This is a genomic window from Rhizobium sp. SRI_017, from assembly GCF_057586295.1.
The window spans coordinates 884,710-903,710 of record NZ_JBYCZP010000001.1 but is presented as its reverse complement, the minus strand read 5'-3'; the positions used below and the strand labels follow the sequence as shown (position 1 = coordinate 903,710).

At 63.0% G+C, this 19,001-nt stretch carries 19 protein-coding genes and 1 pseudogene; 13 read left to right on the top strand and 7 right to left on the bottom strand.

Annotated elements, in window-relative coordinates; translation table 11 throughout:
• Positions 1-26: 26 nt before the first annotated feature.
• Positions 27-1,497: pseudogene (locus AC2YI2_RS04585) on the top strand (acetyl-CoA carboxylase biotin carboxylase subunit); the annotation flags it as partial.
• Complete coding sequence (locus AC2YI2_RS04580) at positions 1,482-2,030, top strand: biotin/lipoyl-containing protein (RefSeq protein ID WP_487385295.1); 549 nt, start codon at positions 1,482-1,484, stop codon at positions 2,028-2,030. The pseudogene AC2YI2_RS04585 and the gene AC2YI2_RS04580, both read left to right, overlap by 16 nt.
• 355 nt (positions 2,031-2,385) lie before the next feature.
• Here the strand turns inward: AC2YI2_RS04580 and AC2YI2_RS04575 are convergent, their stop codons facing one another.
• Entirely contained in the window at positions 2,386-2,655 is a 270-nt protein-coding gene (locus AC2YI2_RS04575) for a type II toxin-antitoxin system ParD family antitoxin (RefSeq protein WP_487385230.1), read from the bottom strand.
• A gap of 70 nt (positions 2,656-2,725) precedes the next feature.
• On the opposite strand from AC2YI2_RS04575, the gene AC2YI2_RS04570 reads away from it, so the two are divergent.
• The 4 genes from AC2YI2_RS04570 to AC2YI2_RS04555 are packed head-to-tail and all read left to right on the top strand — an operon-like array spanning position 2,726 to position 6,298.
• A complete protein-coding gene (locus AC2YI2_RS04570) occupies positions 2,726-3,376 on the top strand; it encodes a hypothetical protein (RefSeq protein ID WP_487385229.1) in 651 nt (216 codons plus the stop codon).
• Positions 3,369-5,510, top strand: a complete 2,142-nt coding sequence (scpA, locus tag AC2YI2_RS04565; RefSeq protein WP_487385228.1) for a methylmalonyl-CoA mutase — start codon at positions 3,369-3,371, stop codon at positions 5,508-5,510. The genes AC2YI2_RS04570 and scpA overlap by 8 nt, the downstream gene beginning before the upstream one ends.
• Positions 5,510-5,917, top strand: coding sequence for a methylmalonyl-CoA epimerase (gene mce, locus AC2YI2_RS04560; RefSeq protein ID WP_487385227.1), 408 nt, complete (start codon positions 5,510-5,512; stop codon positions 5,915-5,917). The genes scpA and mce overlap by 1 nt, the downstream gene beginning before the upstream one ends.
• A 24-nt stretch (positions 5,918-5,941) precedes the next feature.
• Entirely contained in the window at positions 5,942-6,298 is a 357-nt protein-coding gene (locus AC2YI2_RS04555) for a hypothetical protein (RefSeq protein ID WP_487385226.1), read from the top strand.
• Positions 6,299-6,414: 116 nt separating this feature from the next.
• Here the strand turns inward: AC2YI2_RS04555 and AC2YI2_RS04550 are convergent, their stop codons facing one another.
• On the bottom strand, positions 6,415-6,657 hold the full coding sequence (locus tag AC2YI2_RS04550; RefSeq protein WP_487385225.1) for a hypothetical protein: 243 nt from the start codon (positions 6,655-6,657) through the stop codon (positions 6,415-6,417).
• Between the two features lie 381 nt (positions 6,658-7,038).
• Between AC2YI2_RS04550 and AC2YI2_RS04545 the strand changes: the two genes are divergently transcribed.
• The gene (locus AC2YI2_RS04545) at positions 7,039-9,600 is read left to right on the top strand and encodes a GcvT family protein (RefSeq protein ID WP_487385224.1); all 2,562 of its coding nucleotides are present in this window, start codon (positions 7,039-7,041) and stop codon (positions 9,598-9,600) included.
• 153 nt (positions 9,601-9,753) lie between these two features.
• On the opposite strand, the gene AC2YI2_RS04540 is transcribed toward AC2YI2_RS04545, so the two are convergent.
• The gene (locus AC2YI2_RS04540) at positions 9,754-10,239 is read right to left on the bottom strand and encodes a VOC family protein (RefSeq protein ID WP_487385223.1); all 486 of its coding nucleotides are present in this window, start codon (positions 10,237-10,239) and stop codon (positions 9,754-9,756) included.
• A 197-nt stretch (positions 10,240-10,436) separates the two neighbouring features.
• On the opposite strand from AC2YI2_RS04540, the gene AC2YI2_RS04535 reads away from it, so the two are divergent.
• Together AC2YI2_RS04535 and AC2YI2_RS04530 are read left to right on the top strand one after the other, a co-directional pair.
• On the top strand, positions 10,437-10,892 hold the full coding sequence (locus AC2YI2_RS04535) for an Rrf2 family transcriptional regulator (RefSeq protein ID WP_487385222.1): 456 nt from the start codon (positions 10,437-10,439) through the stop codon (positions 10,890-10,892).
• 1 nt (position 10,893) lies between these two features.
• On the top strand, positions 10,894-11,778 hold the full coding sequence (locus AC2YI2_RS04530; protein WP_487385221.1) for an NAD(P)/FAD-dependent oxidoreductase: 885 nt from the start codon (positions 10,894-10,896) through the stop codon (positions 11,776-11,778).
• A 255-nt stretch (positions 11,779-12,033) separates the two neighbouring features.
• Here the strand turns inward: AC2YI2_RS04530 and AC2YI2_RS04525 are convergent, their stop codons facing one another.
• The gene (locus tag AC2YI2_RS04525; RefSeq protein ID WP_487385220.1) at positions 12,034-12,957 is read right to left on the bottom strand and encodes an SDR family oxidoreductase; all 924 of its coding nucleotides are present in this window, start codon (positions 12,955-12,957) and stop codon (positions 12,034-12,036) included.
• 79 nt (positions 12,958-13,036) lie between these two features.
• Here AC2YI2_RS04525 and AC2YI2_RS04520 point away from each other — a divergent pair, with 79 nt between their 5' ends.
• Together AC2YI2_RS04520 and AC2YI2_RS04515 are read left to right on the top strand one after the other, a co-directional pair.
• A complete protein-coding gene (locus AC2YI2_RS04520; RefSeq protein WP_487385219.1) occupies positions 13,037-13,588 on the top strand; it encodes a TetR/AcrR family transcriptional regulator in 552 nt (183 codons plus the stop codon).
• A gap of 124 nt (positions 13,589-13,712) precedes the next feature.
• Positions 13,713-14,417, top strand: coding sequence for a DUF899 family protein (locus tag AC2YI2_RS04515; RefSeq protein ID WP_487385218.1), 705 nt, complete (start codon positions 13,713-13,715; stop codon positions 14,415-14,417).
• A 223-nt stretch (positions 14,418-14,640) separates the two neighbouring features.
• On the opposite strand, the gene AC2YI2_RS04510 is transcribed toward AC2YI2_RS04515, so the two are convergent.
• The 3 genes from AC2YI2_RS04510 to AC2YI2_RS04500 are packed head-to-tail and all read right to left on the bottom strand — an operon-like array spanning position 14,641 to position 17,005.
• Positions 14,641-15,993, bottom strand: a complete 1,353-nt coding sequence (locus AC2YI2_RS04510) for an ATP-binding protein (RefSeq protein ID WP_487385217.1) — start codon at positions 15,991-15,993, stop codon at positions 14,641-14,643.
• Positions 15,990-16,655: a response regulator transcription factor gene (locus AC2YI2_RS04505; protein WP_487385216.1), complete on the bottom strand. Its 666-nt coding sequence runs from the start codon at positions 16,653-16,655 to the stop codon at positions 15,990-15,992. Before AC2YI2_RS04505 ends, AC2YI2_RS04510 begins: the two co-directional genes overlap by 4 nt.
• Before the next feature lie 5 nt (positions 16,656-16,660).
• Positions 16,661-17,005 (bottom strand): PepSY domain-containing protein, encoded by a 345-nt coding sequence (locus AC2YI2_RS04500; RefSeq protein ID WP_487385215.1) that lies wholly within the window; start codon positions 17,003-17,005, stop codon positions 16,661-16,663.
• A 111-nt stretch (positions 17,006-17,116) separates the two neighbouring features.
• Between AC2YI2_RS04500 and AC2YI2_RS04495 the strand changes: the two genes are divergently transcribed.
• Positions 17,117-17,539, top strand: coding sequence for a calcium-binding protein (locus tag AC2YI2_RS04495; protein ID WP_487385214.1), 423 nt, complete (start codon positions 17,117-17,119; stop codon positions 17,537-17,539).
• 152 nt (positions 17,540-17,691) lie between these two features.
• Positions 17,692-18,999 carry a vanadium-dependent haloperoxidase gene (locus tag AC2YI2_RS04490; protein ID WP_487385213.1) on the top strand — a complete coding sequence of 436 codons (1,308 nt, stop codon included), beginning with the start codon at positions 17,692-17,694 and terminating at the stop codon, positions 18,997-18,999.
• Positions 19,000-19,001: the final 2 nt, after the last annotated feature.

The following is a 19,001-nucleotide window of genomic DNA, read 5'->3' as shown; positions in this document are numbered from 1 at the left end:
GTTTCGCCCACGGAAAGCAGCCGCAGATGATCTCCAAAATTCTCATTGCCAACAGGGGCGAGATCGCCTGCCGCGTCATCCGCACGGCCCGGGCCATGGGCATCAAGACTGTCGCCGTCTATTCCGATGCAGACCGCGAGGCGATGCATGTCCGCATGGCCGATGAGGCCGTTCATATCGGCGCCGCGCCCTCAGCGCAGTCCTATCTGGTCATCGACCGCATCATCGATGCCGTCAAGCAGACAGGAGCCGATGCCGTGCATCCCGGCTACGGTTTCCTTTCCGAGAACCGTCTCTTTGCCGAGCGCCTGAAGCAGGAAGGCGTGATCTTCATCGGCCCGCCGGTCGGCGCGATCGAGGCGATGGGCGACAAGATCACCTCGAAGAAGATCGCCGCCGAAGCCGGCGTCTCCACCGTGCCGGGCCATATGGGCCTGATCGCGGACGCCGACGAGGCGGTAAGAATCTCCTCCGGCATCGGCTACCCCGTGATGATCAAGGCCTCGGCCGGCGGCGGCGGCAAGGGCATGCGCATCGCCTGGAACGACGCCGAGGCCCGCGAGGGCTTCCAGGCCTCCAAGAACGAGGCCAAGAGCTCTTTCGGCGACGACCGCATCTTCATCGAGAAATTCGTCGACCAGCCGCGCCATATCGAAATCCAGGTCCTGGGCGACCAGCACGGCAACACGCTCTATCTCGGCGAGCGCGAATGCTCGATCCAGCGCCGCAACCAGAAGGTCGTCGAGGAGGCGCCGTCCTCGTTCCTCGACGAGGCGACCCGCAAAGCCATGGGTGAACAGGCCGTGCTGCTGGCGAAAGCCGTCGGCTATTTCTCCGCCGGTACGGTGGAGTTCATCGTCGACGGCAAGAGGAATTTCTATTTCCTCGAAATGAACACCCGCCTCCAGGTCGAGCACCCGGTGACCGAGCTTGTCACCGGCATCGACCTCGTCGAACAGATGATCCGCGTTGCCAACGGCGAAAAGCTCGCCATGACACAGGCCGATATCAGGCTTGACGGCTGGGCGATGGAAAGCCGCCTCTATGCCGAGGATCCCTATCGCGGCTTCCTGCCATCGATCGGCCGGCTGACCCGCTACCGTCCGCCAGTGGAAGGCCAGCAGCCAGATGGCACGGTGATCCGCAACGACACCGGCGTCCAGGAGGGCGGCGAGATCTCGATGTATTACGACCCGATGATCGCAAAACTCTGCACCTGGGCGCCGGACCGTCCGAAGGCGATCGAGGCGATGGCCAAGGCGCTCGACCGTTTCGAGGTCGAAGGCATCGGCCACAACCTGCCTTTCCTCTCGGCGGTGATGGCCCATCAGCGCTTCTATTCCGGCAGCATCACCACCGCCTTCATCGCCGAGGAATGGCCGGAAGGTTTCCACGGCGTTTCGCCTGACAATGACCAGGCGCGCCAGCTCGCATCGGTGGCAACCTATGTCCACCTCGTCGAGGAGGCCCGCCGCACCAAGATCTCCGGCACGCTCGCCAACCACACCCGCAAGCTCGGCAATGACTTCGTAGCCGTCGGCGGGGATCACTTCTGGCCGCAGACCGTGACCTATAAGGTTGGCGTCACCAATATCGCCTATGGCGACGACATCACCCATACGGTCGAGAGCGACTGGTTGCCCGGTGCGACGCTCTCGACCTTCGTCATCAACGGCCAGCCGCTCAGCGTGAAGATTTCGCGCGCCTCGACCGGCTGGCGCCTACGCTTCCGCGGCGTGGATCTGGTCCACCGCGTGATGACGCCCAGGGTCTTCGAACTCTCGCAATATATGCCGGTCAAACAGGCGGCGGACACGTCGAAACAACTCCTGTGCCCCATGCCCGGCGTCATCACCCAGGTGCTGGTCAGCGAAGGCGCCACCGTCGAAGCCGGCCAGCCTCTCGCCACGGTGGAGGCGATGAAGATGGAGAACATGCTGAAGGCTGAAAAGAAGTCGGTGGTGAAGGCGATCAAGGTCGAGCCGGGGCAGAGCCTGGCGGTGGACGAAGTGATCATGGAGTTCGAGTGATGAATTCCTCGGGTTCAGTTCGCTCTGCCAAAACGCTCCAGAATGCGTTTCCCGTGGTCCTGTCCGCCGAAAAAAAACCGTGAAGACCGAGACGACGCTATGCTCTTCATCAACTTCAAAATAGAAAATGGCTCGGCTCTTTGTGACGTGACGCAGCCTCGGCGAAATGTTGGGCGACAGCGTGCCCTGATGCGGCGCTCGCACGAAAGTCTCAAGCTCAGCTTCAATAGCTTCTACTCGCGCTTCTGCGTGAGCGAAGGCATCGGCAAAGGCCTCGCCCAATCCCATGTAAGACTGGACCAGATGATCGTGTATAAGATCGAGGTCGTGTTCGAACGCGGTGGTACGCACAACCTTAAAGGCCATAACGAGCTCTTTTTGCCGCCATCACAGCTTTTGTGCGCTCGCGCCCTTCCTCGAGACTCACGAACTCGCCGGCCCTCCGCTCGGCAATTAGAGCCCTCAGTGCCTCAATCTCAGCTTCCTTCAGCTCGGTTTCCTCGCGAAGAAGCTCCAGCCCGTGCTGAATCACAGCACTCACGCTCGAAAAGCGCCCGTCCTCTACCAACTTCCGGGCAAAGGCGTCCTGCTGTTCGGAAATCGAAACGGATGTTTTCACGACCATCAGATATCACTCCTCATTCGATCTATCATTACCACTCAGTAGCACCGTCGTCAATCAACGGTGGCGCCCCATGAAAAAGCCCACCTCCTGGGCCGCCCTCGAAAAGCTCGGCCGCGTCCGCCTCTCCAAATCCTTCTTCATGCGCGAATTCCTCTATTCGGAAATCGCCAATCTCCACGGCATGCCCAATGTCCCCGACGACCCCGACCTTGCCATCGCAGCCGGCACCCGCCTCTGCGAGGACCTGCTTGAACCGCTGCAGGACCGCTTCGGCCGCATCGCGCTCCGCTCGGGCTACCGCACCGGCGAGGTCAACGCCTTCGGCAACCGCCACAATTACAGCTGCGCCCGCAATGAATCGACCTGGGCCGACCATATCTGGGACCGGCGCGACACGATGGGCCGCATGGGCGCCACCGCCACCATCGTCATCCCCTGGTTCGCCGATCGCTACGAGAAGGGCGCCGACTGGCGCGCGCTCGCCTGGTGGATCCACGACCACCTACCTTACTCGCATCTCTATTTCTTCCCCATCCGCGCCGCCCTCAACATCCGTTGGCGCGAGGATCCGGAGCGCCGGATCGACTCCTACATCGCTCCCAAGGGCACGCTGACCAAGCGCGGCATGGCCAATTGGGACGGCAAGCATTCGGAAGACTATGCCTGGTTTTCAGGCGGTACCCCGACGATACCAATGAATTGGGACCACGCCCATGACTGAGAAGAAGACGCTCGCCGACTGGCAGAAACTCGCCGAGCGCGAGCTCAGGGCTTCGCCGGATACGCTGACCTGGCAAACGCCGGAAGGCATCGCCGTCAAGCCGCTCTACACCGAGGAGGACACCGCCAACCTCGCCCATCTCGGCACGCTGCCCGGCATCGCGCCTTTCACCCGCGGCCCGCGCGCCACCATGTATGCCGGCCGCCCCTGGACGATCCGCCAATATGCCGGCTTCTCGACCGCCGAGGAATCCAACGCCTTCTACCGCAAGGCGCTCGCAGCGGGCCAGAAGGGCCTCTCCGTCGCCTTCGATCTTGCCACCCACCGGGGCTATGATTCCGACCACCCCCGCGTCACCGGCGATGTCGGCAAGGCGGGCGTGGCGATCGACTCGGTCGAGGATATGAAGATCCTGTTCGACAGGATACCGCTCCAGGAGATGTCGGTGTCGATGACGATGAACGGCGCGGTCATCCCCATCCTCGCCAATTTCATCGTTGCGGGCGAAGAACAGGGCGTCTCCCGCGCCGATCTCTCGGGCACGATCCAGAACGACATCCTCAAGGAGTTCATGGTCCGCAACACCTATATCTATCCGCCCGAGGCCTCGATGCGGATCGTTGCCGACATCATCGAATATACCTCGAAGGAAATGCCGAAGTTCAACTCGATCTCGATCTCCGGCTACCATATGCAGGAGGCCGGGGCGACGCTGGTGCAGGAGCTCGCCTTCACGCTGGCCGACGGCCGGGAATATGTCCGGGCCGCGATTGCCAAGGGCCTCGACGTCGATGATTTCGCCGGGCGCCTCTCCTTCTTCTTCGCCATCGGCATGAACTTCTTCATGGAAGCGGCAAAACTCCGCGCGGCCCGACTGCTCTGGTCGCGGATCATGGAGGAGTTCCAGCCGAAGAAGGCCGCGTCCTCGATGCTGCGCACCCATTGCCAGACATCCGGCGTGTCGCTCCAGGAGCAGGACCCCTACAACAATATCATACGCACGGCTTACGAGGCTCTATCGGCGGCACTCGGCGGCACACAGTCGCTGCACACCAATAGCTTCGACGAGGCGATCGCGCTGCCAACGGAATTCTCGGCGCGCATCGCCCGCAACACCCAGCTCATCCTCCAGCACGAGACCGGCATCACCAAGGTCGTCGACCCACTGGCCGGCTCCTATTATGTCGAGAGCCTGACCTCGGAGCTCGCCGAAAAGGCCTGGGCGCTGATCGAGGAGGTCGAAGGCCTCGGCGGCATGACCAAGGCCATCCACACCGGCCTGCCCAAGCGCCTGATCGAGGAAGCTGCCACCCGCCGGCAGGCTGCCGTCGATCGCGGCGAGGAAGTCATCGTCGGCGTCAACAAATACCGCCTCAACGAGGAAGCCGATATCGAGACGCTGGAAATCGACAACCGCGCCGTCCGCGACGGCCAGGTCAAACGGCTCGAAAAGACCCGCGCGCTGCGCGACCCCGATATCTGGAAGGACCGCCTCGACCGGCTGAAATATGTCGCCCGCACCGGCAAGGGCAACCTGCTCGAAGCCGCCGTCGAGGCGGCCCGCGCTCGCGCCACGGTCGGCGAGATCTCGGACGCGATGCGTGAATCCTTCGGCGATCACTCCGCCATCCCGGAAGTCGTTAACGAGATCTACGGTCCCGCCAGTTCAGGCGATCCTGAGTACCAGAATCTCGTTAGCCGGCTAAGGACAGAGATCGACCGTACCGGCAAGCGGCCGAAGATCCTCGTCGCCAAGCTCGGCCAGGACGGCCACGACCGCGGCGCCAAGGTCATCGCCTCGGCCTTCAGCGACATCGGCTTCGAGGTCGTCGCCGGCCCCCTGTTTCAGACGCCCGACGAGGCCGCCGATCTTGCGATCGAGAAAAAGGTCGACATCATCGGCGTCTCCTCGCTCGCTGCCGGCCACAAGACATTGATGCCGGAGCTGGTCGAAGAGCTGAAGGCGAGGGGTGGCGGCCATATCATCGTCGTCTGCGGCGGCGTCATCCCGCGCAAGGACTACAAGTTCCTGATGGACCACGGCGTGTCTGCCGTCTTCGGCCCCGGAACCAATGTCGTCGACGCCGCCCGCGCGGTGCTCGATCTCGCCGAAGGCAGACTGAGGAACGAATGATGCTGGGACGGGTCAATCATATCGCGCTTGCCGTACCGAACCTCGAAGCTGCCGTTACCAGATATCGCGACAGCCTGGGCGCGACCGTCTCCGTGCCGCAGCCGCTGCCGGAACACGGCGTCACCGTCGTCTTCGTGGTCTTCGACAACACCAAGGTCGAACTTCTCGAACCGCTCGGCGACAATTCGCCGATCGCGTCCTTCCTGGCCAAGAACCCTGATGGCGGCATGCACCACATCTGCTACGAAGTGGCCGACATCCTCGCCGCCCGCGACCACCTCAAGGCCGCAGGCGCCCGCGTGCTCGGCAATGGCGAGCCCAGGATCGGCGCCCATGGCAATCCGGTGCTCTTCCTCCATCCCAAGGATTTCTTCGGCACGCTGGTCGAGCTCGAGGAAGTGAAATAGGATCTTCGTGTTGAAAGGCCCAGCATGCTGAGCGTGAAGATACTGAGCGGCGACACGATGATCGGCACGGCCGACCTCTTCGCCAGCGATCCGCCGATGGGCGTGGCGAGTGGAAAGCTCGTCGTGAACGACGCCTATGACGCAATCCGCCGGATGATCGATTCGTTAAACAGGGACCCGCATCCGGATTGGAGCATTCTCGATCTCAAAGCCCACACACACGAAGGCGATCGCATTGAAGCGGTCGGAGGAATTCTGATCGGCGATCTGCTGGATGTATATGTCGACGAAGCCCCTGACATCGACATTCTAGGAATCGCGGACTCATACGAGCGCTGGTTTGGAACGGACCCGGCCTACCGCAAGTACTACGCCCTATAGATCGCGCCGTGACATGGCCAAGTCTTCGGCGACAGGCCCCATGCACTGTTGGAAAGCAGAAGACCCCGCTCGATGAGCAGGGTCTCTATTGGGACAATCAATCAGGCGAGGTGCGATCAGTCGCAGACCTGGACCTTCTTGATGACCAGTTCGCCGTAGCGGTTGATCTTCTTGATCTTGCGGACATAGCACTCCGGCTCGTCATAGCCATAGTCGTCGACGACATAGCGGGGGGCGTCGATGACGACGTTGAAATGGCCGAAATGGTTGTTGCGGTGGCGCCAGCCGGCTTCGGACGCGGTGGCGAAAGAGAGCGTTGCGATGACGGCGGCGGTGGAGGCGAGGATGATCTTGGTCATGGTCGTAAATCCTGTGATCTGGGGTTGGGTGGGTTTGGCTTAACGACCGTGTTGTCCCGTTCGTTGAGTGTGTTTTCGCACAGGCCGAGGAACGGCGCTGTTTCCGGGGAAACAGGTCAAATATTCAAGAAATAAAGACCCCGCCCAAACCCTCCCCCTTGTGGGGAGGGACGGGGAGGGTCATTGCCTCAGGCGCAGGCACACCCAACCCACCCCGCAATCCCAAACACGAAGCCAACGCATCCCCCCTTGCCGCTTCCAGCAAAATCTCTACCTTCCGCCACGCTGGCGTGACGTCTCCGAAGAATGTCGCATACAGGCTGCAACGACATCGCGGCACGCCCTAATATCCGCCGAAATTTCAATTGGGATCGCAGGACCATGGCAGAGTTTCCGTCCAAGGCTAAAGTCGTCATCATCGGGCTGGGCGGCATCGTCGGCGCCTCCATCGCCCATCACCTCATCGAGCGCGGCTGGGACGATATCGTCGGCATCGACAAGTCGGGCATCCCGACCGATATCGGCTCGACGGCACATGCCTCGGACTTCTGCTACACGACCAGCCACGACTATCTCTCGGTCTGGACCACCCAGTATTCGATCGATTTCTACGAGAAGATGGGCCACTACGCCCGTATCGGCGGTCTCGAAGTTGCCCGCACCGGCGACGAGGCCTGGATGGAAGAGATAAAGCGCAAGCTATCCTCCGCCAAGGCCTTCGGCACTCGTGCGCATTATGTCGGTCCCGCCGAGATCAAGGCGATGTTCCCGCTGATCGAGCAGGACCAGGTCATGGGCGGCCTGTTCGATCCCGATGCCGGCCTCGTCATCCCGCGCTCGCAGACCGTCGCCGGCAAGCTGGTCGATGCGGCCGAAAAGACCGGCAAGCTCTCGTCCTATTCCAACACCCCGGCCCAGTCGCTGATCGTGGAAAACGGCCATATCAAGGGCGTCGTTACCCATCGCGGCACCATCATGGCCGATCATGTCATCGTCTGCGCCGGCATCTGGGGCCGCCTGATCGCCGAAATGGTCGGCGAAGACCTTCCGATCATGCCGGTCGACCACCCGCTCACCTTTTTCGGCCCCTATAACGAGTTCGAAGGCACGGGCAAGGAAATCGGCTACCCGCTGCTGCGCGACCAGGGCAACTCCGCCTATATGCGCGACACCGGCGACCCGAAGACCACCGAAGGCGGCCAGATCGAGTGGGGTTACTACGAGCAGAAGAATCCGCGCCTCTGCCATCCGCGCGACATTCTCGAGAAGAACCAGGCGCGCCTGTCGCCCTCGCAGCGCGACCTCGACATGGAGCAGATTATCGAGCCGCTCGAAAAGGCGATGGAACTGACGCCGATCCTCGGCGAGCTCGGCTATAACGAAGGCCATTCTTTCAACGGCCTGCTGCAGGTCTCCGCCGCCGGCGGCCCCTCCTGCGGCGAGAGCCAGAAGGTCCGCGGCCTCTGGTACTGCTGCGCCATCTGGGTCAAGGACGGCCCGGGCTACGGCAAGCTGATCGCCGACTGGATGACCGACGGCCGCACCGAGATCGATCACAATTCGATCGACTATTCCCGCTTCTACCCACACCAACTGACCGAGGAATTCATCGAAGGCCGCTGCTTCGAAGCCGCCCAGAAGATCTATTTCCCGGCTGTCCACACCCGCGAGCCCTATGCCTCGGGCCGTGGCGCCAAGCGCTCGCCGTTCCACGAGCGCGAGAAGGAACTCGGCGGTTACTTCATGGAACTCGGCGGCTGGGAGCGTGCCCATGGCTACGCGGCCAACGAGCACCTGCTGGAGAAATATGGCGACCGCGTTCCGGTCCGCGAGAACGAGTGGGACTCCAGACATTTCTGGCGCGTGTCGAATGCCGAACATCTGGCGATGACCGAGGATTGCGGCATCGTCAATCTCTCGCATTTCCACATGGTCGATATCGAAGGCCCCGATCACGTCGAGCTGCTCGAATGGCTCTGTGCCGCCAAGATCGGCGGCGACGGCAATATCGGCAAGGGCATCTATACCCACTTCCTCGACGACGAGGGCATGGTCCGCGCCGACTTCACCGTCATCCGCATGGCCGACCGCTGCCGCCTGATCAACGGCGCCGATGCCGGCCCGCGCGACTTCCACTACATGAAGCGCGTCGCCGAGGATCGTGGCCTCGACGTCACCATCACCGATGTGACCGAAAAGTTCATCACCATCGGCATCTGGGGCCCGAATGCGCGCGAGACGCTGAAGAAGGTCGTCAAGGATCCCGCCGGGCTGGACGCGGAGAATTTCGCCTTCGCCGCCATCAAGCAGATCGAGATCGGCGGAAAGAACGTGACCGCCTTCCGCATTTCCTATGTCGGCGAGCAGGGCTGGGAACTGCATATGAAATACGACGACGGCCTCGCCGTCTGGGATGCACTGCGTTCGACCGGTGTCATGGCCTTCGGCGTCGAGACCTATGCCAATTCGCGCCGCATGGAAAAGAGCCTGCGCCTGCAGAATGCCGACCTGCTGACCCAGTATAACCTCATCGAAGCCGACCTCGCCCGCCCGAAGGTCAAGGAGAACGATTTCCGCGGCAAGGCCAAGCATCTCGAATACAAGGCTCGCGACCACCAGCCGGCCATGCTCTGCACGCTCGTCATGACCGACAATGTCGACAGCAAGGGCGTCGCCCGCTACCCCGTCGGCACCATGCCGGTGATGGATCCCGAGACCAAGGAAGTGCTGATCGACGAGCTCGGCCGCCGCTCCTACACGACCTCGGTCGCCTTCGGCCCGACGATCGGCAAGAACATCGCGCTCGCCTACCTGCCCTGGGCGTATTGCCAGGAGGGCCGCAAGCTCGAAGTGACCTATTTCGACGAAACCTACCCGGTCGAAGTCGCCGGCGTCGGCTACAAGCCGCTCTACGACCCGCAGAACCTCAAGCCGCGCACCTAAGCGCCGGCAGACCGCCAGACACAGGAACGCCGGGCCTCAAGCCCGGCGTTTCCGTTTACGCAGACAGCAATGGGCCTGCTACTTCTCTCACAATTTGCAATTCGGCGGGCCGATCGATTCGTCCGTGGAGGCCATCCAGCGGCGAACGCCGGATTAGCCGTTAAAAGCGGCTTCGATCGCGGCGATATCGATCTTCCGCATCTTCATCATCGCATCCATGGCGCGCTTGGCGGCAGCACGGTCGCTGCTGGTCGTTGCCTCGAGCAGCTTCCTCGGCGTGATCTGCCAGGAAACGCCCCACTTGTCCTTCAGCCAACCGCACATGCTCTCTTCGCCACCGTCCGCTATCAACGCATTCCACAGGCGATCGGTTTCAGCCTGGTCGTCGGTTTGCACCATGATCGAGACCGCTTCGCTTTGCTTGAAATGCGGTCCGGCATTGAGGATCTGATAGGGCACACCGTCGAGGTCGAAATCGATGACCAGCGGTTCACCCTTTGGCTGACCCATATCGTCACCCATGGGCGGTGCGTAGCTGCCGACGATGCGTGAATTCGGAATGAGCGATGTGTAGAACTTCGCGGCGTCCTCACCCCCCTTGGCGAACCACAGGACCGTCGAAATCTTTCTGTTAGCCATCGTATCCTCCATTGGCTTGATCATGCCGCGAACATACCGACTAGTTGGTATGTAGTCAATTGGCGCGGCCCGAATATGCCTTCGCTTTTGCACAAGCCGCTGACCCGAAATGCGAAAACTTATCTCATGTTCCACTGCGGAGCCAATGAATTGGCCCGATCTTGACATCGTGCATATCACGTAACATATAAAGTTACATGAAAGCCGATAGCAGACTCTCTGTCACCCTCCATGTGCTCCTGCACATGGCCGAGCGCGACAAGCCGATGACCTCGGCGGAACTCGCAGCCCATATGGGCACCAACCCCGTCGTCGTCCGCCGCACCATGGCGGGCCTGCGCGAGCGCGGCTTGGTGCGCTCCGAGAAGGGCCATGGCGGTGGCTGGGAGATAGCCTGCGATCTCGCCCAGGTGACGCTCAAGGACATCTACGACGCGCTCGGCGCCCCGACCCTGCTGGCGGTCGGCATCAATCTCGAACACCCGGCCTGCCTCGTCGAGCAGGCGGTCAACCGCTCGCTCACCTCCGCCTTCCGCGACGCCGAGGCGCTGCTGATCTCACGTCTTGCCGACGTGACGCTCGCCGAGCTCGCCGCGGATTTCCGCCACCACGCCGCGCTGCATCGCGCGAACCACCGAAACAAGGATCTCTGACATGTTCGACGCCATCATCGTCGGCGGCAGCTATGCCGGCCAGTCCGCCGCGCTCCAGCTCGCCCGTGCCCGCCGCAACATCCTCGTCATCGACGACGGCAAGCGCCGCAACCGCTTTGCCAGCCATTCGCACGGTTTCCTCGGCCAGGACGGCCGCGACCCCGCTGCGATTGCCGACGATGCGCGCGAGCAGCTGTTGGCCTACCCGAACGTGACCTGGCTCGCAGATCGTGCGGCAACCGCGGAGCGCCTGGACAATGGCTTTGCCGTCACCGGCAACAGCGGCGTCCGCCATCAGGCCCGCACCATGGTGCTGGCGACCGGGATCAAGGATGGCCTGCCTGACATTCCCGGCCTTTCCGAACGCTGGGGCAAGGCGGTGTTCCATTGCCCCTATTGCCACGGATATGAGCTCAACCAGGGCCGGATCGGCGTGCTCGCGGTTTCCGAAATCTCGATGCACCACGCGCTGATGCTGCCCGACTGGGGCGCCACGACCTTCTTCATCAATGGTGCCTTCGAGCCGTCGGAGGAGCAACTGGTTCAGCTCGCCGCACGCGGCGTCGCAGTCGAGCATGAACGGATCCGTGCGCTGGAGGGTGACCCCGTCGACGTCGTGTTCGAGAGCGGCCGCCGCGTCGCCCTCGACGGCCTCTTCACTGCGACCAAGACCGAAGTGTCGAGCCCGATCGCCGGCCAGCTCGGCTGCGATTTCGCCGATGGCCCGACCGGCCGCTACATCAGGACCGACGAGATGAAGGCCACATCCGTCCCCGGTGTCTTCGCCTGCGGCGATGCCGCCCGTGCTGCAGGTAACGTCGCGATGGCTGTGGGTGATGGCGCCATGGCAGGTGCTGCGACGCATCGCAAGCTGATGTTTGGGTGAGGGGCAGCGACGGAGGACAATCGCATATGGAGTTGAGGGCGCTTGGCGGGCGCCCCGCTTCTCCCCTTGGGGGTCCGAAGGACGGGGCGAGACCGGTGTCTCGACCCCGGCGAGTGCCGAGCGAATGCGAGGCGATGAGGGGTTTCCAGAGGCATACTCGACCTTGATGAGAACCCCTCATCCGGCCCTTCGGGCCACCAAGGCGAGAGGGGGAAGCCGCTGGCTCGTCTCAAAGCCCACATGCGACTACTCAGTTCACCGATACCCCGTCGCATCGGCGGGCTTGCCGGCCTCCTGCACCTCGTCGAGATAGCGCCAGCAGTCCGGCCGCGACCCGTCGAGATCGTCGAATTCATAGACCTTGGCCATCTGTCCGCTCGACAGCGACTGGCCGTTCCATCGCGCCCGGTCCGGGTCGGCGGCCAGCGCTGCCACTGCGCGGCCGACAAAATGCGGGCTTTCCGAGATCACGAAATGCGGCTGGAATTTTGTCGCATCGCGCCAGTTGGCTTCGGTCACCTGGAAAGCCTCCAGCATCATCTCGGATCGAAGCCATCCCGGCGTAATGCAGACCGCGGTCGCGCCGTGCTTTTCCAGATCCTTGGCGTGACACCATGCCATCCGCGTCGCCGAGGTCTTGCAGAGATCGTAGAAGGGCGAGATGCGATAATGGGTAGCATTATAGTCAGAGGTGCCGTCCGTCACCTCGACCAGCAGCCCGCCCGGCCTCTCGATCATCAAGGGCAAAGCATGATGAGCGGTGATGAGATGTGTGTCGATCGCGAGCCGCATCATCCTCAGCCCCTTGTCGAGGTCGTGATCCCAGACCGGCTTGTCCCATTCGAACATGGTCTCGCCGCCCCAGATATCATTGACCAGCACGTCGAGCCTGCCCTGATCGGTCCGGATACGCTCGACCAGTACCTTCACCTCCGCGGAGACGAGGTGATCGACCTGCACGGCAATGCCCGTACCGCCTGCCGCGGTCACGAGTTCCGCCGTCTCCTCGATCGTCTCCGACGTCCGTCCATATTCGGAAACCTGGCTGCGGGTGGTGCGGCCGGTGCAATAGACGGTGGCGCCGGCAGCACCGAGCTGCACGGCAATGCCGCGGCCCGCGCCGCGCGTGGCGCCCGCGACCAGTGCGATCTTGCCAGCGAGGGGAAGAGTGGATGACATGAGAACCTCCCGTATCGTAGTTTGAAATCTGAGCAGAAAAGATATATAAACGAACGATCGTTTATAATAAAGAGAAAAAATGCCGAGACCAAAAAGCCTGTCCGACGAAACCGTTTTGGAAAGCGCCCTAACGCTGATGCGCGCACAAGGCCCCGATGCCCTGAGCTTCGGCACGCTGGCGAAGGCCACGGGCCTGTCGGGCGCGACACTCGTGCAGCGCTTCGGCTCGAAGCCGGCGCTGGTCAAGGCCGCGACCAGCCATGCCTGGGACCAGCTCGACCGTGCCACATTGGACGCCATCGCAGCGGCGCCGGATGGCGCGGAAGGCGTCGTTGCCCTGCTCGTCGCCCTGTCAGGTTATGGCGACATCGAGACCTATGCCGACAATCTCCTGATCTTGCGCGAGGATCTGCGCGACCCCGATCTCCGCGCCCGCGGCCGCGCCTGGCATGCGGTGCTGATCGCGGCGATTCGCCACCGTCTGCCCGATCGCGGCGAGGCAATTGCGGCCGCCATTCTCGACCAGTGGCAGGGCTCACTCCTCTGGTGGAGCTTTGACCCGGAGCAGAAAGTGGAGCATCATGTCGAACGGCGGCTGAGATCGTTTCTGGCTCTTGCTGCGGGCGCCTAACTCTCCTCCGGGGAAGACGGAACGCCCTCGCATCCGACCGCGTTTGGTTCCAGCCGCGACTGTCGAATCCGGCGCCCGCCATTCGACCAGACCCATTCGGCCATCACTGCATGAGGAGGATCGCATGGACACCCACACACTCCCCCACGCTATGGATCTCGCCATCCGCAACGGGGTGACGTTCCCGCATGAAAGCGACGAATATCGCAGTGCCCGCACAGCACTGCTCGCCGAGGAGATCGAACTCCGCCGCCACATCGAACGCGTGGCCGAGATGCGGCGCGCGCTACCACCCGGCGGTCGGGTGAAGACCAGCTATCGCTTCGAGGGCGAGAACGGGCCCGCCAGCTTCGAGGATCTCTTCGGCGACAAGGAAACGCTGGTCGTCTATTGCTGGATGTACGGCCCGGCGCGCGAACGGCCATGCCCGATGTGCACTTCGCTTCTCTCCTCCTGGGATGGCGAAGCGCCGGATGTGATGCAGCGCGTCGGCCTCGCCGTCGTCGCGCGCTCGCCGATCGCGAAACTCTCGGCCTTCAAGCGGGAACGCGGCTGGCGCAATCTGCCGGTCTATTCAGACCTCACCGACGAATTCAGCAAGGATTTCCACTCGACCGGCAGCGACGGAAAGGACGACAATCCCGGCTTCCACGTCTTCACCCGTCGCGACGGCACCATCCGCCACTTCTGGAGCGGCGAAATGGGCGATGTCACCGCCGATCCCGGCCAGGACCCGCGCGGCGCGCCGGACCTGATGCCGCTGTGGACCATACTGGACGCGACGCCGGAGGGAAGGGCGCCGCATTGGTATCCGAAGCTGAGCTATTGAGGGTGTGCGGGGAAAAGACCCCGCCCCAAACCCCTCCCCACAAGGGGGAGGGGCTTAATCCGCGGCGCAGCTTCCGCTCATGCAATGTTGCAATTTGTTGAGATGGCACAGGTCCACTAGCCCCAAGTTAGCCCTCCCCGGTGTGGAGGGGTGGGAGGGGTCCTATCGACCAGCGTCCCAGATCGCCAACCCATCCACCGCCTCGGCGCCAACCCAGCACCGATCAGCCCGCGGCCGCGAGCCTGATGGTCACGCGAAGTCCGGGCTCGTCGTTGGCAAGCACGATGGATCCGCCTGCAGCTGCGGCGATGTCGCGTGCGATCGCAAGGCCAAGCCCGGCGCCGCCGCTGGTCTCGTCCAGCCGCCCGCCGCGCTCCAGCACATGGCCGATCATGTCATCGGGAATGCCCGGCCCGTCGTCACGGATCTCGATGCGGATTTCCCCGCCATCCTTGGCCGCCGCGATCTCGATCCGGCTTGCCGCATAGCGCAGCGCATTGTCCAGGACATTGCCGACAAGTTCGGTCAGGTCCTCGGTCTCGATCCGCGCGCCGCCATTGTCGTCCGCCGCGATATCCCAATCGATCGCGCTGCCCTTCGGCGTCCGTTCCAGCACGCCGACGACACGGCTGATCACGGCGCCCACATCGCTGCGGCCGATGGGCCTTCCGGCCATGCGCGCCCGTGCCAGTTGATGGTCGACATGGCGGCGCATCAGCACCGACAGCGACTGGATGTCGTCCGCCAGCGCCGTCTCGCCGCGTTCCCTCAGCCGGTTGATGTCGCCTGCCAGCGCCTGCAGCGGCGTCTTGAGCCCATGGGCAAAGTCCGCGGCATGCTCGCGCGCCCGCTTGATCTGGGTTTCGCGCGAAGCGACCAGCTCATCGAGCTCACGGGTCAGTGGCAGGATCTCGGTCGGAAAATCATCCCCCATGCGCTGCGCCGTGCCCCGGCGGATCTCGGCGATCTTCGATCGCAGCACGGAGAGCGGCCTGAGCCCGATCGTGATCTGCACCACCGTACCGGCCATGAACAACCCGCCCAGCAGCGCGAGATAGGGCAGCATGTCGCGGCGGAACTCTGTCGTCGCCGCTTCTATGTCGGTACGGATGATCGCGACCGCGAGCAGAACCGACCGGTTGCCCAACCGGTTGCCGGCGACGATCTCGCGCTCGACGACGAGCAGCGATGTTCCCGCCGGCCCGTCGATCGTCCGGTTGACCGGCTCCCCGGGTTCGAGCGGCGGCAGGACCAGCGCCGTATCCCACAGCGAGCGGGAGCGCAGCGTCTCGCCACGGCTTTCGATCTGCCAGTAGAGGCCCGAGAGCGGCCGTGCGAAGCGTGGATCGGTCGGTTCGCGGTCGAGCGCCAGTTTGTCGTCCCTCTGGTTCAGGGCGGCGATCAATTGGTCGAGATGCAGCGTCAGCTCGGCGGCGACGCGTCGCTCGACATGGCGCTCGAAGATCAGAGACAGGCCGAAAAAGGCGACAACCAGCGCAATGGCCAGCGAGATGCCGCTGGCGGTGGCGAGCCGCAGCCGAAGCGATTGGCGCCGCGCGGGCCTGTTCGAACTCACGGCTCCTCGCTGCCAATATAGTAGCCGAAACCGCGCCGCGTGCCGATGCAATCAGGGCCGAGCTTCTTCCTCAGCCGGGTGATCAGGACTTCCATCGCATTGGCATCGCGGGAGAAATCATCGCCATAGAGGTGGTTTTGCAGTTCGGCCGCGGGGACCACGCGGCCACGATGATGCCCGAGATAGCTGACGAGCCGGTATTCGAGCGGGGTCAGCGATTGCGGAATCCCGCCGACACTCACGCGCATCGCCCGCGGGTCGATCTTCATGCTGCCGGCGTCGATCACCGCGCTGCCGATGCCGACAGAGCGGCGGATCAGTGCCCGCACGCGTGCGATCAGCTCCTCGAACTGGAAGGGTTTTGGCAGGTAGTCGTCGGCGCCGGCATCGATACCCTCGACCCGTTCGGCCCAGCTGCCGCGCGCGGTCAGCATGATGACGGGCATGTGCCGGTCATTGGCGCGCCAGCGCTTGATGATGCTGAGCCCGTCCATGCCGGGCAGTCCGATATCCAGCACCACGAGATCGTAGTCTTCCGTGTCGCCGAGAAACCAGGCTTCCTCGCCGTTGCCGCAGATCTCGACGCCGTAGCCCGCCGTCGAAAGCGCGGCCGCCATGTCGGCGGCGATGCGCCGGTCGTCTTCAACGATCAGCAGTCTCATTTTCTCTAGTCTTCGTCTTCGGCGCCGATCGAAATCACGGCGAGCGTCTTCGCGTCGATCTTGATCTCCATAAGATGACCGTCCGGGGCGACATATTCAATCTCGTAGATGAAACGGCCGTCATCCTTCTCGAATTCGATCTCGACAATGTCGCCCTTGATGGTCTTGCGGACCTCGGTCAGTATCTCCTCGAGCGGCCGGACCAGACCCTGCCTGACCGCCTCGCGCGCCTCGTCCTGCGGGCTGCTCTCGATCAGCATGAACTCGGTATTGCCCTCGGCCATCAGCGGCGTGAGCAGCACGGCGGCAGCAAGGGCGGTGGAGACGAGCAGGGCGGTTTTCGTGATCATGCCCTTTCCATAGGCCCGGGAAGCTTTCATTTGCCTGACAGCGGCTGACAGGAGGACGACAGGGCAGGGATGCCAGAAGGGATTCGATCGTAACAAAAAGGAGATCCCGAAATGGCGAACATCAACGGCACTGATAAGGCCAACACGCTGCGTGGCACCAACAGCAACGACGACATCGAGGGCCGTGGCGGCAATGACAGGCTCTTTGGTCTTGGTGGCAATGACGATATCGAAGGCGGCGACGGCAACGACGTGCTCGATGGCGGCAGCGGCCGCAACGACCTCGAAGGCGGTCTCGGAAACGACGTCTTCATCTTCAAGACGGGCAAGACCGATATCGACGATTTTGGCCGCGGCGACGATACCGTTCACATCAGCCGTGATCTGGGCGTCGACAATTTCGATGAGCTGATGAAGCTCGCCAAGTCCGCCGACGAAGGCGAGGATGTGCTGATCGATTTCGGCAAGCACGAGCTCCGCTTCGAGGATACCAGGCTCTCCGATCTCAGGGCGTCCGACTTCGACTTCATCTGAGACTTGCCGCTTCTTTGCCCATGGCGGCTATCCGTTCCGCCGTGGGCCAACCGCGCTGAAACCTCTTGCGGTCTCCCCTCCTGGTATGTTTAATCCGGCCAAAGCCGCTCAACAATTTGCGGAAAATGTCCGGGGGGACCATGATAAATCGTTTGAAACGCACTGTTGTCGCAGTGCTGGCCGTCGCAATGTCACTACTCGTCATTGCGCCCGTGCAGGCCAGGGAGATACCGGAAAAGGTGCTCCACACCTGGTATCGCATGGTGCTGGAGCTCGTCCGCCATACGCCGACCTTCTCGCCGCCCGTGGCCAGCCGCGCCTTCGCCTATTTTGGCGTAACCGGCTACGAAGTCACGGCGTCCGCGCCCGACAGCAAGCTCGTGACCCTTGCCGGGCAGCTCAACGAACTGAAACCGCTGCCGGCCCGCGAACAGGGCCAAGCCTATGACGAGGGCGTGATCCTCAACACGGCGATGGCCATCACCGCCGAGAGCTATTTCTCGCATACCGGCCCGACCGGGCAGCGCGCGCTTGCGGCGCTGACCAAGAAGATGGCCGAGACGGTGGTCAAGGATGTACCCTCAGACGTCGTGACCCGCTCCGAGGACTATGGTCGCAAGGTCGCCGAGCATATCCTCGCATGGTCGGAGACCGACGGCGGCGCCGTGGTCGAGAATATGGGCTTCCCCCGCGAATATCCTGTCAGCAAGGACCCCGGCCATTGGGTGCCGACATCGGTGATCCAGCAGCAGCAGATGCCGCTCCTGCCCGCATGGGGCAAGGTGCGCACCTTTGCCATGCCCAATGGTGCTGCCTGCGGCCTGGAGCCCCCGCCCGCATATAGCGAGGACAAGAATTCCGAATTCTACAAGCAGGCCAACGAGGTCTACGAGACGGTCAACAACCTCGACCCCGAGCAGCGTGCCATCGCCCGCTTCTGGTCGGATGATCCCATGCTGTCGCCGACTCCGCCCGGCCACTGGATCTCGATCGTCTGGCAGATTCTTGGCAAGGACAACGCGCCGGTCGACCGCGCCGTCGAGGCCTTCGCCGTTCTCGGCGTGGCCGTCGCCGATGGCTTCATCGGCTGCTGGGATGCGAAATTCCAGTACGATCTGATCCGGCCGCTCACCTATATCCAGAAGCAGATCGACCCGAAGTGGCAGGCACTGCTGATCACGCCGCCCTTCCCGGAATATCCGTCCGGTCATTCCACCCAATCCGGTGCCGCAGCCGTGGCTCTCACCCATCTGTTCGGAGAAAACTATGCTTTCACCGACGCGACCCATGAGGCCGATGGCCTGATCCCGCGCAAGTTCCCCAGCTTCTGGGCGGCGGCCGAGGAGGCCGGCATCTCGCGCCTCTATGGTGGCATCCACTTCCGGGCCGCGATCGATCGCGGCCTCGAACAGGGCCGCTGCATCGGCGCATATGCCGCCAAGCTCAAGACGAGGAAGTGATC

Excerpts from the sequence above, each read along its gene's own strand:
- AC2YI2_RS04500 (WP_487385215.1), bottom strand. The coding sequence starts at position 17,005 with ATGATCACGAAAACCGCCCTGCTCGTCTCCACCGCCCTTGCTGCCGCC.
- AC2YI2_RS04520 (WP_487385219.1), top strand. The coding sequence starts at position 13,037 with ATGCCGAGACCAAAAAGCCTGTCCGACGAAACCGTTTTGGAAAGCGCC.
- AC2YI2_RS04505 (WP_487385216.1), bottom strand. The coding sequence starts at position 16,655 with ATGAGACTGCTGATCGTTGAAGACGACCGGCGCATCGCCGCCGACATG.
- AC2YI2_RS04570 (WP_487385229.1), top strand. The coding sequence starts at position 2,726 with ATGAAAAAGCCCACCTCCTGGGCCGCCCTCGAAAAGCTCGGCCGCGTC.
- AC2YI2_RS04555 (WP_487385226.1), top strand. The coding sequence starts at position 5,942 with ATGCTGAGCGTGAAGATACTGAGCGGCGACACGATGATCGGCACGGCC.
- AC2YI2_RS04540 (WP_487385223.1), bottom strand. The coding sequence starts at position 10,239 with ATGGCTAACAGAAAGATTTCGACGGTCCTGTGGTTCGCCAAGGGGGGT.
- AC2YI2_RS04530 (WP_487385221.1), top strand. The coding sequence starts at position 10,894 with ATGTTCGACGCCATCATCGTCGGCGGCAGCTATGCCGGCCAGTCCGCC.
- AC2YI2_RS04575 (WP_487385230.1), bottom strand. The coding sequence starts at position 2,655 with ATGGTCGTGAAAACATCCGTTTCGATTTCCGAACAGCAGGACGCCTTT.
- AC2YI2_RS04535 (WP_487385222.1), top strand. The coding sequence starts at position 10,437 with ATGAAAGCCGATAGCAGACTCTCTGTCACCCTCCATGTGCTCCTGCAC.
- mce (WP_487385227.1), top strand. The coding sequence starts at position 5,510 with ATGCTGGGACGGGTCAATCATATCGCGCTTGCCGTACCGAACCTCGAA.
- AC2YI2_RS04525 (WP_487385220.1), bottom strand. The coding sequence starts at position 12,957 with ATGTCATCCACTCTTCCCCTCGCTGGCAAGATCGCACTGGTCGCGGGC.
- AC2YI2_RS04495 (WP_487385214.1), top strand. The coding sequence starts at position 17,117 with ATGGCGAACATCAACGGCACTGATAAGGCCAACACGCTGCGTGGCACC.
- scpA (WP_487385228.1), top strand. The coding sequence starts at position 3,369 with ATGACTGAGAAGAAGACGCTCGCCGACTGGCAGAAACTCGCCGAGCGC.
- AC2YI2_RS04515 (WP_487385218.1), top strand. The coding sequence starts at position 13,713 with ATGGACACCCACACACTCCCCCACGCTATGGATCTCGCCATCCGCAAC.
- AC2YI2_RS04545 (WP_487385224.1), top strand. The coding sequence starts at position 7,039 with ATGGCAGAGTTTCCGTCCAAGGCTAAAGTCGTCATCATCGGGCTGGGC.
- AC2YI2_RS04550 (WP_487385225.1), bottom strand. The coding sequence starts at position 6,657 with ATGACCAAGATCATCCTCGCCTCCACCGCCGCCGTCATCGCAACGCTC.